This is a genomic window from Pseudonocardia sp. T1-2H (assembly GCF_038039215.1).
In the GTDB taxonomy this organism is placed as follows: Bacteria; Actinomycetota; Actinomycetes; order Mycobacteriales; family Pseudonocardiaceae; genus Pseudonocardia.
Genome location: NZ_JBBPCL010000001.1, coordinates 3,130,614 through 3,142,785, shown reverse-complemented (window position 1 = coordinate 3,142,785; position 12,172 = coordinate 3,130,614). Strand labels below are relative to the sequence as shown.

General features: G+C 72.4%; 13 protein-coding genes and 1 pseudogene. 9 read left to right on the top strand and 5 right to left on the bottom strand.

Annotated elements, in window-relative coordinates:
- Nucleotides 1–65: 65 nt before the first annotated feature.
- Both WBK50_RS15595 and WBK50_RS15590 read left to right on the top strand, forming a co-directional pair.
- Complete coding sequence (locus tag WBK50_RS15595) at nt 66–827, top strand: IclR family transcriptional regulator (RefSeq protein ID WP_341336317.1); 762 nt, start codon at nt 66–68, stop codon at nt 825–827.
- A gap of 51 nt (nt 828–878) precedes the next feature.
- A pseudogene (locus tag WBK50_RS15590) lies at nt 879–1,175 on the top strand (VOC family protein); the annotation flags it as partial.
- 178 nt (nt 1,176–1,353) lie between these two features.
- Here WBK50_RS15590 and WBK50_RS15585 read toward each other — a convergent pair.
- Together WBK50_RS15585 and WBK50_RS15580 are read right to left on the bottom strand one after the other, a co-directional pair.
- A complete protein-coding gene (locus WBK50_RS15585; RefSeq protein WP_341336316.1) occupies nt 1,354–1,935 on the bottom strand; it encodes a Fic/DOC family protein in 582 nt (193 codons plus the stop codon).
- Complete coding sequence (locus tag WBK50_RS15580; protein ID WP_341336315.1) at nt 1,932–2,123, bottom strand: antitoxin VbhA family protein; 192 nt, start codon at nt 2,121–2,123, stop codon at nt 1,932–1,934. The genes WBK50_RS15585 and WBK50_RS15580 overlap by 4 nt, the downstream gene beginning before the upstream one ends.
- A 135-nt stretch (nt 2,124–2,258) precedes the next feature.
- On the opposite strand from WBK50_RS15580, the gene WBK50_RS15575 reads away from it, so the two are divergent.
- Together WBK50_RS15575 and WBK50_RS15570 are read left to right on the top strand one after the other, a co-directional pair.
- Complete coding sequence (locus WBK50_RS15575; protein WP_341336314.1) at nt 2,259–2,885, top strand: malonic semialdehyde reductase; 627 nt, start codon at nt 2,259–2,261, stop codon at nt 2,883–2,885.
- A gap of 298 nt (nt 2,886–3,183) precedes the next feature.
- A complete protein-coding gene (locus tag WBK50_RS15570; protein ID WP_341336313.1) occupies nt 3,184–3,429 on the top strand; it encodes a hypothetical protein in 246 nt (81 codons plus the stop codon).
- 235 nt (nt 3,430–3,664) lie between these two features.
- On the opposite strand, the gene WBK50_RS15565 is transcribed toward WBK50_RS15570, so the two are convergent.
- The 3 genes from WBK50_RS15565 to WBK50_RS15555 form a co-directional block, all read right to left on the bottom strand.
- On the bottom strand, nt 3,665–4,822 hold the full coding sequence (locus WBK50_RS15565) for a diacylglycerol/lipid kinase family protein (RefSeq protein WP_341336312.1): 1,158 nt from the start codon (nt 4,820–4,822) through the stop codon (nt 3,665–3,667).
- 156 nt (nt 4,823–4,978) lie between these two features.
- Complete coding sequence (locus WBK50_RS15560; protein ID WP_341336311.1) at nt 4,979–5,128, bottom strand: hypothetical protein; 150 nt, start codon at nt 5,126–5,128, stop codon at nt 4,979–4,981.
- A 341-nt stretch (nt 5,129–5,469) separates the two neighbouring features.
- Entirely contained in the window at nt 5,470–6,132 is a 663-nt protein-coding gene (locus WBK50_RS15555) for a TetR/AcrR family transcriptional regulator (protein WP_341336310.1), read from the bottom strand.
- A gap of 134 nt (nt 6,133–6,266) precedes the next feature.
- Between WBK50_RS15555 and WBK50_RS15550 the strand changes: the two genes are divergently transcribed.
- The 5 genes from WBK50_RS15550 to mhpA are packed head-to-tail and all read left to right on the top strand — an operon-like array spanning nt 6,267 to nt 12,016.
- Nucleotides 6,267–7,400, top strand: a complete 1,134-nt coding sequence (locus tag WBK50_RS15550) for a VOC family protein (RefSeq protein ID WP_341336309.1) — start codon at nt 6,267–6,269, stop codon at nt 7,398–7,400.
- Nucleotides 7,397–8,335, top strand: coding sequence for a fumarylacetoacetate hydrolase family protein (locus WBK50_RS15545; protein ID WP_341336308.1), 939 nt, complete (start codon nt 7,397–7,399; stop codon nt 8,333–8,335). Before WBK50_RS15550 ends, WBK50_RS15545 begins: the two co-directional genes overlap by 4 nt.
- The gene (locus WBK50_RS15540; protein WP_341336307.1) at nt 8,332–10,293 is read left to right on the top strand and encodes an acyl-CoA synthetase; all 1,962 of its coding nucleotides are present in this window, start codon (nt 8,332–8,334) and stop codon (nt 10,291–10,293) included. The genes WBK50_RS15545 and WBK50_RS15540 overlap by 4 nt, the downstream gene beginning before the upstream one ends.
- Entirely contained in the window at nt 10,290–10,412 is a 123-nt protein-coding gene (locus WBK50_RS15535; RefSeq protein WP_341336306.1) for a hypothetical protein, read from the top strand. The genes WBK50_RS15540 and WBK50_RS15535 overlap by 4 nt, the downstream gene beginning before the upstream one ends.
- Nucleotides 10,409–12,016, top strand: a complete 1,608-nt coding sequence (mhpA, locus tag WBK50_RS15530) for a bifunctional 3-(3-hydroxy-phenyl)propionate/3-hydroxycinnamic acid hydroxylase MhpA (RefSeq protein WP_341336305.1) — start codon at nt 10,409–10,411, stop codon at nt 12,014–12,016. Before WBK50_RS15535 ends, mhpA begins: the two co-directional genes overlap by 4 nt.
- The last annotated feature ends 156 nt before the right edge of the window (nt 12,017–12,172 follow it).

Here is a 12,172-nt window from a genome sequence, read left to right as displayed (position 1 = left end):
TTCGATGATGTCGAACGCGTTGTAAGCTACGCCGGTGTGACTGCGCTCACAAGGAGGGTCGGACCGTGATCCAGGCCGTGGACCGCGCGCTGCGGATCCTGGCGGTCCTGCAGGGCGGCCGGATGAGCCTCGGGGACATCGCCGGACGGGCCGGCCTACCTCCGTCGACCGTGCACGGGATCGTGCGCACGCTGCTCGCGCACGGGATGGTCGTGCAGGAGCGGGACTCCGGCCGCTACCGGCTCGGCCCCGCCACCCTCCGGCTGGGCAACGTCTACCTCGACACCCTCGAGCTGCGGGCCCGGGTCGCGCCGTGGGCGACGGAACTGGCGCGGCGCACCGGCTGCGCCGTCCGGACCGGTGTCCTGCTGCTCGGGGAGGTCGTCGTGGTCGTGCACGAGCCGCGGCCCGACGGGACCCGGCAGATGCCCGAGGTCGGCATCGTCATCCCGGCCCACGCCTGCGCGCTCGGCAAGGCGCTGCTCGCCCACGACCCGGCGGCGGCGGCCGCGGTCTCGTTGCGCAGCATGACCGGCGGGACCGTCACCGACCGGACCGCGCTGGACGCCGAGCTCGCCGAGGTGCGGCGCACCGGGCTGGCGGTCGAGGTCGAGGAGGCGGTGCTCGGCGAGTACGGGCTGGCCGCGCCGCTCGCCGACGGCGCGGGCGACGTCGTCGGCGCGCTCGGCCTGGTCGTGCCGGCCAGCGGCTGGCCCCTGGATCCCGCAGCGCACGACGCCCTGCGTGCCGCGGCCCGCGCCGTGTCCCGTGAGCTGGGGGCGCCCGCGTGGCCGCCGGTCTCCTGGCCGCCGTCGGCGACGGCCTGAGCGGCGGGTCCGGTCGTCCGGTCCGCGGGACGGACCCTAGGCTCCGGCTCCGTGCCCACCGTGACCTTCAAGGACCTCTGCGTCGACGCCGCCGAGCCGGCCCGGGTGGCCCGCTTCTGGGGTGCGGTACTCGCCCTCGACGTGGAGATCATGGACGGCGGTGACGCGGTCCTGCGGGACGACGGCAGAGCCACGATCTGGGTGAACGGCGTTCCTGAGCCCAAGACGGCGAAGAACCGGGTCCATCTCGACCTGCTCGTCCCGGCAGACCGCGCCCTGCTCGACCTGGGCGCGACCCCGCTCGGCGACCAGGACGGCTTCCGGGTGTACGCCGACCCCGAGGGCAACGAGTTCTGCGCGTTCCCGGGACCCGGTCCCGCCGCGGTGGCGCTCTGCACGGACAGCGCGGAGCCGGAGCCCCTCGCCCGCTGGTGGGCGGACCTGACGGGAGCCGCCGTCGGCCCCGGCCCGGACGGGGTCCCCCGCTACCTCCACGACGTTCCCAGGCCGACGCTTCTTCGGGAGATCAGCGGCCGAGCGGGTCGACCAGGCCGTCGAGCATCGTCCGCAGCGGCCCGGTGTCGCCCTGGTGCGCCGCGCGCGACGCCGCCACGTTCCGGGCGCGGTCCATCGCGGCCCAGCGGACGCGATGACCCGCGTCGGCGGCGAGCTGCGTGACGAACGCCCGCTGCGTGCGGCCGTTGCCCTCCCGGAACGGGTGCAGGGAGTTGATCGCGCCGAGCAGGTCCGCGAGCGCGGCGACGAAGTCGTCCCGCGGGAGGCCGCGGAGACGCTCCGTCCGGGCGAGCCCGCCGAAGATCTCCTCGGCGGTGGCCTCGATCCGGTCCGGCAGGCAGAACAGGTGGCCCTTGCCGAGGGAGACCGTGCGGATCTCACCGGCCCAGGCGTAGACGTCACCGAAGACGTGCCGGTGGAAAGCCCGCAGGTGGTCCAGGTCGTAGCCACCCGGTAGCGGCCGCCTCGTCAGCTGGGTGAGACGCACCGCGGAGAGGTCCGCCTCGGCCGCGGCGAGCGCGGCCCGGTCCGTGATCCCGAGCCGGTTGTGCAGGACACCGGCCCGCAGGTCCAGGTAGGGGTCCCAGCTCACCGACCGTGAGCGGCGACCAGCTGCGCGACGGCGAGGTCCTCGTCCAGCCGGCCGGCCGCGATCGCGTCCAGCAGGCCGAGACCGAACGCCGTCGGCTCGAGGCCCTCGGCGCGCACCGATCCGAGCGCGTCGGCGACCGCGTCCCGGCGTGCGCCGTTCCGCGTGGCAAGCACCTCGGCTGGTCTCACAAGGCGGGAGTGTACAAGAGGATCTCCTAGGTGGGGCACCGCAGCGGGCCGTGGCGCGACGTACAGTGGTTGAGCGTTGAAGTATAGTGACCGGTGACACGGAATGTCGAGGACGACCGCGCCATTCCAAGAAGCATGACGATCACGTCCGACACCACCGCCCTGCGTCTCCCCCTGCTCGACGACGCCGGCCGCGAGGTGTTGTTCACCGAGGCCCGCACGGCGAACACCTACACCGACGAGCCCGTGACCGACGAGACCCTCGCCTCGATCTGGGAGCTCGCCAAGTGGCCGCCGACGGCCGCCAACACCCAGCCGCTGCGCGTGACGTTCGTCCGCACCCCGCAGGGCAAGGCCCGTCTGCTCCCCCTGATGTCCGAGGGCAACCGGGGCAAGGTCGAGAACGCCCCGGTCACCGCGCTGTTCGCCGTCGACCTGGATTTCCACGAGTTCACCGCGCAGACCTTCCCGATCCGCCCCGAGATGAAGGACTCGTTCGAGGCGTCGGGCCGGGAGGGCCGTTCGACGATGGCGACCTTCAACGCCACGCTGCAGATCGGCTACTTCCTGCTCGCCGCCCGTGCGCACGGCCTGGCGACCGGCCCCATGGCGGGCTTCGACGCCGACGCCGTCACCGAGGCGTTCTTCCCGGGCGGACGCCACCGCGCCCTGCTCGTCGTCAACATCGGGCACCCGGGGCCGGACGCGTGGTTCCCGCGTCTGCCGCGGCTCGCCCAGCGGGACGTCGTCAGCTGGGCCTGAGCCGGCAGTCCCGGTTCGTCCTCGTGGTCAGCGGCCACGAGGACGAACCGGTGTCCCGGTCGAACCCCCTCGCCGGCCGGGACGCGGCGCTGTCGGCGTACAGGCAACAACGTCCGGGCGGGGTCGGGTGTTACAGAGCCCGGCCACGCAGGCCTCGGAGGGCTCTACCCCGACGCCTGAGCGGTACCAGCATCGGCGCCGCACCCCGCCACGGTGCACGGGTTGTCCGCCCTCGGCGGACTCCGCAGCGAGCGAAATCCGGTTGGTCGCACTCCCCCGCCCCGGTAGGACTTGGCGTATGGGGGGACTGACCGCACAGCATCCGATGGCCGTCGAGCTCCTGGTGCGGGAGCGCCAGGCCGAGCTCCACCGCGCCGCGCGACAGGCGGACCTGCGACGCGCGGCGCGGGCCGCGAGTCGCCGGAGCGCCGCGAGCCGGGCCGGCCCCCGGCGCGTCCCCGCGTGGCGCCGGCGGGCCGGCTGGAGACTGATCGAACTCGGGCTCCGGCTCGTGGTGGAGCGGCCGCCCGCCGCCCGGACCTAGATCGCCTTCACCGTCCGTACCGGCGGCTGTGCCCAGGGCGTGTGCGGCGCAGCCGGTGGTCTGCAGCGGGACGGAGGCCGTCTCCCCGGAAGATCGTCGCGGCGGAGCCGACGAATCCACGGAGAGGACGACCAGCGACCGAGGGTCGCTAGCTCCATCGCCGGGCCGACGCCGATGCTGAGGCCGCCTCACACAGCGATCACGAAGGGGCCTGTCACCGACCGGGCCTCACGGCTCACGGCGAACCGGACGTCCGGCCTGGCGGCGGGGTTCCCAGCGCGCAAACCGTCGAGCGTGCGCGGAGCTCGCGGGCGGCGGGCGAGAGCCCGCTGGCATGTTGCGGCAGGCGGATCCGCAACGCACCCCGCCTGTTGTTGAAGCGCAGGGGCGGGGCGATCCGCAGCGCCTCACCGTCGATACCGGCGTTGATGGGAGCGTCGGAATCCACCTCGAACGTCGACGGCGTCCAGGCGACGTAACCGGGAAAGCGCTCCGGGCGACCGGCCGCGACTGCGGCGAGGAACGTCTTGTCGGCGGGATCGTCCGGGAGTTCGAGTGCGATCACTCCGAGGTGGCCGGTGTCGAGACAGGGACGGCTGACGAAGGTGCCGGCCGTGCGGCCGTAGGGGTTGTTCGAGACCTGGACGACGTGCGCACCGGTGTGCTGCTCCCCCGCCGGGCCCGTGAAGCGCAGGTCGAACGGTGGTCTTCCCGGCCCCAGCAGGCCGGGAAGGGTGCTCAGGGTGGTCTCGAGCTTGGCGTCGCGGTACTCCGGCAAGCGGACGATCTCGGCATACAGGCCTAGGGAAACATTGTTGACGAAGAGCCTCCCGTTCACGTCCCCGAGGTCGATCGGGCGTTCCACAGCCACGCCGAACGCGTCGAGCGCGCCGACCACGTCGTCGCGGTCGAGGCCGAGGTCCATCGCCAGGTGGTTCCTGGTGCCTGCGGGCACAACCACCATCGCCACGCCGTGCCGGGCGGCCACGCCCGCGACCAGCGCCTGGGAGCCGTCGCCGCCGGCCATGCCGAGCACGTCGGCCCCACCGGCCACCGCAGCCTCCGCCAGGTCGACCAGGTCCTCCCCTGGGCCGAGGACGACCGGCTCGATGCCGCGGGCCCCGCATTCTCGCAGCAGGCCGGAGCGCTCCACCTTGCCCCCGCCGCTGCGCGGGTTCATGAGCAGCACGGGGTGGTGGGCGGCCGGGACGATCCGGCCCAGCGGCGGCTGCGCACGGCGAAGGGCGCGGACGCGACCAACGGCAGCGCACGCGACCAGGACGAGTGTGAGTCCGCCGATTACCAACCAAGCCCGCCGACGCCTCCGGCCCGATTCCGCGGCGATCACCGGGACGACGCCGACGAGTCGGCGTCTCCAGTCCAGCAGATCCATGGGCGCGCCGGCCGACCCGCCGTCACGGGCTCCGAACGCCCCGCGGCAGCGTCGGGCTATGGGCGATCGCGTGGCGCACCTGGCATGGGCTCTCACGACCTGCCTCCGTCCCTGGTCCACGACACCACTTCGGTGGAGCCACTCGAATCCGTCGTTTCAGCACTCGTCGAGTCGCGGGAGCGCCACTTCGCGCACAACGAGCTGCACGCCAGCCGCGATGGGGATGGCGACCAGCGCGCCGACGATGCCGAGCAGGGCACCACCGAGCGGCACCGCGACGAGGGTCGCCACAGGGGACGTCCGCACGGCCCGACTGAAGAGGCGCCCGGTGCTCCGTGTTCATCGCTATGAGATCCGGTTAGCACTACTCATAGGCGCACGATGCCCCTCCCGCAAGCGCCGGACCAAGGCCGAAGGGCCCGGCGTCCGCGGGCCGGTTCGCCCGGGTCTGCCGCAGGACGCACCGTGCGCGACGCCATGACGCGAGCCGGAGGCCTTGGGATGGAGCCTCCGGGCAGGATTGTGAGGCCGACTGCACCTCGAGCGCCGCCCGGCCGGCTGTGCAGCGGTCGCCCGCGCTTGGCCGTTCCCCTGCGACGCGAGTGGTCGTCGCCCGGGGCCTGGCTCCGGACGTCCCTCGACGGATGTCAGGCTGCCGTGCCTCCCTCGGTCGAGCGGTCGAGGGTGGGCAGCGGGCGGTGGCAGATCTCGTGCGCTTCGTCGGCCGCGACGCCGAGCATGCGCAACAGGTGTTCGGTGACCTGGTCGGTGGCCTCGGCGTCGTTACGGTCGGGTCGATCGTGCAGGAGCTGCCCGAGACAGAGGGCGGCACCGGCCACGATCGTCATCGCGAGATCGACGTCCTTGACGGTGAAGCGGCCCGCGCGGTCGGCCGCCAGGATGTCGCGACGGGCTCGGGGCGCGACGCCTTCGTCCGAGGTGGCGATCGCGAGACCGTGGCGGAGCAGGACGTTGCTCAGTTCGGGCTGTCGGCGGTGCAGGCGCCCGGTCAGCCGGAAGCTGCGCGCGAAGACCTCGGCGGGGTCGTCGATGTCTGCAGTGAGCTCGTCGAGCAGAGCGCCGTGGACGTCGAGTGCGTCCTCGACCGCGGCCTGGAACAGCTGCTCCTTGCTGTCGAAGTGGTTGTAGAACGAGCCCATACCCACGTCGGCGGCCTGGGTGATCTCGAGGATCGGGACGTCGGTCCTGCCCGCGCTGAGGAAGCCCTGAGCGGCCCGCACTAGCGCTGCTCTGGTGTGCGCCTTGCGGCGCTCCCGCCTGGTGGGAGCGCGCTCGCCCTGCTCGGTCATGCCTGAGCCTCCTCGTTGTGATCGTCTCCACGCTAGCACGGAACGTCAACTCTGAATATTTCGTCAGAATTTGTTGACTGATGCAGCGCTCATAGTTGAGGATATCGTCATCTTCCAGAACGTGAGGAGCGATCGTGACCACGCACCACGACCCGCACGCGGGCCTACACAGCGAGCAGGGCGCGCTCGCCGGCGAGCATCCCGGTCGAGCGACGAACCCGGTCCTCAAGGTCCGGGACCTGGCCTGGCTGGAGTTCGAGAAGCCGGACCTGGAGCGGGCCGAGCTGTTCGCCACCGCGTTCGGCTTCGTCACCGTGTCGCGCACCGGGTCGGAGCTGCAGCTGCGCGGCTCGGACGCGGACTCGCCGTGCGTGGTGATCCGGCGGGGGCCCCGGTCGCGGTTGGTCGGCTCGGCCTTTCAGGCCGCCGATCGGAAGGACGTGCTGCGGCTCGCGGAGGCGACCGGCCGGACCGTGACCAGACTGCCGGAAGATCTGGGTGGGGTCGGCGTCGATCTGGTCGACCCGAGCGGAGCGCAGGTCCGCGTGGTTGCCGACACCCACGAACTGCCCGCACTGCCCGCGCAGCAACCGCTGTCATGGAACGTCGGCCACGAGGTGGCGCGGGTGAACGCCACCCGACGGCCGCCACGAGCACCCGCCACGGTGCAGCGGCTCGGGCACGTGGTGCTCCAGTCCACCCGCTACGTCGAGACGCTCGACTGGTACCTGCAGCACCTCGGGCTGATCGTCAGCGACTTCCTCTACTACCCGGGCCAGCGCGAGCGCGGGCCGGTGATGAGCTTCATCCGTTGCGACCGCGGGTCCACGCCCACCGACCACCACACCCTGGCGATGGTGCTCGGCCCCTCCAACCGGTACGTGCACTCCGCCTACCAGGTCGCCGATCTGGACGCGATGGCGGCCGGGGGCGAGTTCCTGCGCGAACACGGCTACCAGCGGTCCTGGGGAATCGGCCGACACATCCAGGGCAGCCAGATCTTCGACTACTGGCGTGACCCGGACGGCTTCCTCGTCGAGCACTTCAGCGACGGCGACATGTTCGACAACACCCTCGAGCCCGGTTGGGCCCCGATGACCGCGTCCGGCCTGGCGCAATGGGGCCCTCCGGCGACCAAGGACTTCCTCGGCATGACGCCCGGCCGGGAGTCCCTGCAGGAGCTGCGCGCGATCGGGCGCGCGCTGCGCGACGACACCGAGTTCGACCTCCACCGCCTCATCGGACTGCTGAAGGTGCCCACATCATGACCACGGTCATCCTGCGAACCGCCGGCGCCTGGTACGTCCGGACGGCCGGCGGCGCCGCCCGCATCGACACCGACGCCACCACCACGGCCCAGCTGCTGGACGACCGTCAAGCCATCACGGCGGCGACGGCCCGCAAGGACATCGTCCCGGTCGAGCACCTCACCCTGCTCTCCCCGGTCACCGCCCCGTGCCGGGTCGTGGCCCAGATGACCAACTTCGTCTCGCACGTCACCGACGCGGGCATGAACCCGAACACGATCCCGCTGACCTTCTTCCGCAAGGCGTCGGGATCGATCAGCGCCCCCTATGCCGACGTCGTCCGGCCCGCCCACGTGCACCTGCTGGACTACGAGGTCGAGATCGGTATCGTCATCGGCCGCGAGGTGCCGGTCGGCGCCGAGATCACCGACGAGAACCTCGCCGACCACGTCGCCGGCCTGGTGGTCACCAACGACGTGTCCGCCCGCGACGTCCAACTGCCCCAGACCCAGTTCTACGAGGCCAAGTCCTACCCGACTTTCACGCCCGTCGGGCCCGCCCTGGTGCTGCTCGACCGCGACGAGCTCAAGCGGTTCGCCGACCTGCGGCTGCGACTGTGGGTCAACGGCGAGCCACGCCAGGACATGACCGTCGCCGACATGATCTATCCACCGGTGCAGGCGCTGCAGGCGCTGGCCCGGTTCCAGCACCTCGACGCGGGCGACCTCCTGCTCACCGGTACCCCGGTCGGCACCGCGCTGTCCGCTCCTTCCGCGCCGATCGCGTTCCTCGCCTCGCTGCTGCCGCCCGCGCTGAGGTGGAAGGTCTTCCTCGGCCGGCAGCGGAAGAATCCGAAGTACCTGCAGGACGGCGACGTCATCGAGGCCACCGTGGCCACCGACGACGGCGCGATCGACCTCGGCCAGCAGCGCACCACGGTGCGGTGGACCCGATGACCGGCGAGCTGCTGTGGCCCGTCTACGCCACCCCGGACGACCTGGCCGCGATCGAAGCGGTGCCACTGCAGGCACGCGGCCTGCCCGAAACCACCTACGCGCTGCTGACCCGCGCCGCGGGGCGGTGGCCGGACCGGATCGCGGTCGCCGTCCTGCCGGACGCGAACCGGCAGGAGCCGCACCGACGCACCTTCGCTCAGCTCCTCGCCGACGTGCACCGCTACGCCAACCTGCTGCACGACCTCGGCGTGCAACGCACCGACGCGGTCGCCCTGATGGCCCCGAACTGCGCCGAGCTGCTCACCGCGACCCTCGCCGCGCAGCTGGCCGGCATCGCGGCCCCCCTCAACGCATCGCTGTCGCCCGCGCATCTGGGCGCGCTGCTGCGCCGCGCGGGAGCCCGGGTGCTCATCACCGCCACGCCCGAACTCGCGCCCGACACGTGGACGAGCGCTCGGCACCTCGCCGCCACCGGCGTGCTCGACACCGTCCTGGTCGTGCGCCCCACAGCGGCCACGGCCGCACCGGAGCCGTTGCCGGTCCTGCCCGGAGTCACGGTGGCCTATCTCGACGCGCAGGCGCAGCACCGCGACCCGTCACGCTTCGCCGGCACGGTCCCACGATCGTCCGATCTCGCCGCGCTGTTCCATACCGGCGGCACCACCGGCGAGCCGAAACTGGCCGCCCACACCCACGGCATGGAGGTGACCGACGCCTGGATGCTGGCCGCCTACTCCGGGTTCACGGCTGAGTCGACGGTGTTCGCCGCCCTGCCGCTGTTCCACGTCAACGCGCTCGTCGTCACGGTGCTGATGCCGCTGTTCAAGGGCCAGCAGGTGCTGTGGGCCGGACCACTCGGTTACCGCGACCCCGCCCTGTACCCGCTGTTCTGGAAACTGGTGCAGCGCTACCGCATCGCCTCGATGAGCGCGGTACCCACCGTCTATGCCGCGCTGGCCCGATGCCCGGTGGACGCCGACATCTCCAGCCTGCGCTTCGCCGTCGTCGGTGCGTCCCCGCTGCCCACCGCGGTTCGGGACGACTTCCAGGCCCACACCGGCGTGACCCTGATGGAAGGGTACGGGCTGACCGAGGCCACCTGCGCGAGCGCGCTGACCTTCCCCGAGGCATTCCGGCCGGGCACCGTCGGCCAGCGGCTGCCCTACCAGCGGACGAAGGCCGTCCGCATCAGCACCGACGGCATCTGGAAGGACCTTCTCCCCGAGCAGACGGGGGTGCTGGCGATCAGCGGCCCGACGGTGTTCCCCGGCTACGTGGTGGGACGCGACGAGCACGGGTACGTCCTGGACGGCCTCGGCAAGCTGGTCGACGGCTGGCTGGACACCGGCGATCTCGCCCGAGTCGACAGCGAGGGCTTCGTCCATCTCTCCGGCCGCGCCAAGGACCTCATCATCCGCGGCGGCCACAACATCGACCCGACGGTCGTCGAGGACGCACTGCTCGCGCATCGGCAGGTCGCCGCAGCCGCGGCCGTCGGCCGGCCCGACCCGCACGCCGGGGAGGTCCCGGTCGCCTACGTGGCCCTCGCGCCGGGCGCGACCGTCGCCGAGGACGAGCTGCGCAGCTGGGCACGCGCCCGGGTCGCCGAGCCTGCCGCCGCACCCAAGGCCGTCACCGTGCTCGACGCGGTCCCGTTCACCGATGTGGGCAAGCCCTACAAGCTGCCCCTGCGGGCTGACGCGACCCGGCGCGCGGTCCTCGACGCGCTCACCGAGATCAGCCTCCAGCTCACCGTCGACGCCCGGATCGAGGACGGCGCCGTGATCATCACCGTGGTCGTCGCGCCGCAGACCGATCCGGCCGCGGTCGAGGCGATCCTGAGCCGTTATGCCATCACATGGGAGCTGCGGCCGGGCGATGAGCACCACGGTCGCGATGCCTGTGCCGACCGCCGCCCCGTGCCGCCCGCGATTCCCGACCGGGGAACGACGGCATGACCACCCTGCCCACCCTGACCGCGATCGTCGCCGCGCTCTTCGTCGCGCTGAGCTCGGCCCTGGCCGCCGGCCTGCTCGTCGCCGCCTCTCTCGTCGTCCTGTTCGGAGTCAGGCCATGAACACCAGGAACACTCCGGTCGTCCCCGTCGTCGTCATCGGCGCCGGCCCCACGGGGCTGACCGCCGCGACCCTGCTCGCCCGGCACGGCGTCGAGTGCCTGGTCCTCGACCGCTGGGAGTCGATCTACCCGCAGCCCCGCGCCGTCCACCTCGACGACGAGGTCTATCGCATCCTGGCCGGTCTGGGGCTCCGCGACGAGTTCGCCGCGATCTCCCGGCCCTGCCACGGGCTGCGCCTCGTCCGGCCGGACATGACGATATTGGCCGAGCTGGCCCGAGGCGCCGACCGAGGTCGGCACGGCTACGCCGAGGCCAACATGTTCGACCAGCCCGAGCTCGAGGCGCTGCTGCGCGCCAACCTCGCGCGGCATCCTTCCGCCACCCTGCGCGGTGGAACCGAGGTCACGGGTTTGACCCAGGACGGCGACGGGCCGGTGCGGGTCGATGTGACCGATCGGGTCCGCGGGGAGTCGGAGACGCTGCTGGCCGCGTACGTGCTGGGCTGCGACGGTGCCAACAGCCTCACCCGTACCGTGATCGACGCGCACATGCTGGATCTGAGGTTCGACCAGCGGTGGCTCGTCGTCGACGTGGACACCGCGTGCGATCTGGCCGAGTGGGAAGGCGTACACCAGGTCTGCGACACCCGGCGTGCCGCGACCTACATGCGCGTCGGCCACACCCGCTACCGCTGGGAGTTCCGCCTGGCGCCCACGGAGACCGCCGACGACTACCGCGACATCACCCGCCTGCATCCGCTCATCGCACCCTGGACCAAGTCCACACCGCTCGACCAGCTGCACGTCCTCCGCGTGGCGGAGTACACCTTCCGCGCCCAGCTCGCCGATCGTTGGCGCGACCGCCGGATCTTCCTCCTCGGTGACGCCGCACACCTCACCCCGCCATTCGTCGGACAAGGCATGGGCGCGGGGCTGCGCGACGCAGCCAACCTCAGCTGGAAACTCGCCGCCGTTCTCCGCGGCGCCCTGCCCGAGCACCTCCTGGACACTTACGAGGCGGAGCGCAAGCCGCACGCCCACGCCATGATCCGGTTGGCGAAGCTGATCGGAACGGTCATGACCGGAGGCGGCGGTGTCGGCGGGCTGGTGCGCCGCATCGTCGCTCCGCGCCTGCACCACGTTCCCCGGATCAAACAGCACATCCTCGACAGCCGGACACCACCACTGCGGCGGACCGCCCTCGTCGCCCGGCCCCGCCTGCGCCGGACGCTGGCGGGGCAGTTGTGCCCCAACGCCTTCGCCGACGGGACCCGCCGCTTCGACGACCTCGCGGCCGGGCGCTTCGCCCTCGTCACCACCACCGCTCCGACGCCCGGGGAGAAGTCCGAGATCGAGCGTTGCGGCGCGGTCGTCGTCACGGCCGAGCCGGGTAGTGCTCTGCACCGCTGGCTGCAGCGCGGCCGGGCACGCGCCGCGATCGTGCGGCCGGACGCCACCGTTCAGCGCGCCGGCCGCGACGTCCCCGCCCTGGCCGCCGGCCTCGCGTCGATCCGGCTGCCGGACCGCCCGATCCGGTCGATCCCGCGACCGCCCTTCGCACCTCCGGCACCTCTCGCACCCGGCTCCACGGAGGCCCAGGCATGATCACCGAACAGCCCGCTCCCGCCACCGGCGCCCCCGACACCACCGAATCCACCGGTACCGACGGTGCCGCGCAGCCGGCGGATGTGCCCCTGCAGCCGGCGGCCGTGCCCCCACCCACGCCCCACGGCGCCGCCGACAAGCCCTCGGGTGCGATCG

Bases quoted from the DNA above. Each gene is read 5' to 3' on its own strand.
- WBK50_RS15555 (WP_341336310.1), bottom strand. From the start codon at position 6,132: ATGACCGAGCAGGGCGAGCGCGCTCCCACCAGGCGGGAGCGCCGCAAG.
- WBK50_RS15565 (WP_341336312.1), bottom strand. From the start codon at position 4,822: ATGGATCTGCTGGACTGGAGACGCCGACTCGTCGGCGTCGTCCCGGTG.
- WBK50_RS15545 (WP_341336308.1), top strand. From the start codon at position 7,397: ATGACCACGGTCATCCTGCGAACCGCCGGCGCCTGGTACGTCCGGACG.
- WBK50_RS15570 (WP_341336313.1), top strand. From the start codon at position 3,184: ATGGGGGGACTGACCGCACAGCATCCGATGGCCGTCGAGCTCCTGGTG.
- WBK50_RS15535 (WP_341336306.1), top strand. From the start codon at position 10,290: ATGACCACCCTGCCCACCCTGACCGCGATCGTCGCCGCGCTCTTCGTC.
- WBK50_RS15540 (WP_341336307.1), top strand. From the start codon at position 8,332: ATGACCGGCGAGCTGCTGTGGCCCGTCTACGCCACCCCGGACGACCTG.
- WBK50_RS15575 (WP_341336314.1), top strand. From the start codon at position 2,259: ATGACGATCACGTCCGACACCACCGCCCTGCGTCTCCCCCTGCTCGAC.
- mhpA (WP_341336305.1), top strand. From the start codon at position 10,409: ATGAACACCAGGAACACTCCGGTCGTCCCCGTCGTCGTCATCGGCGCC.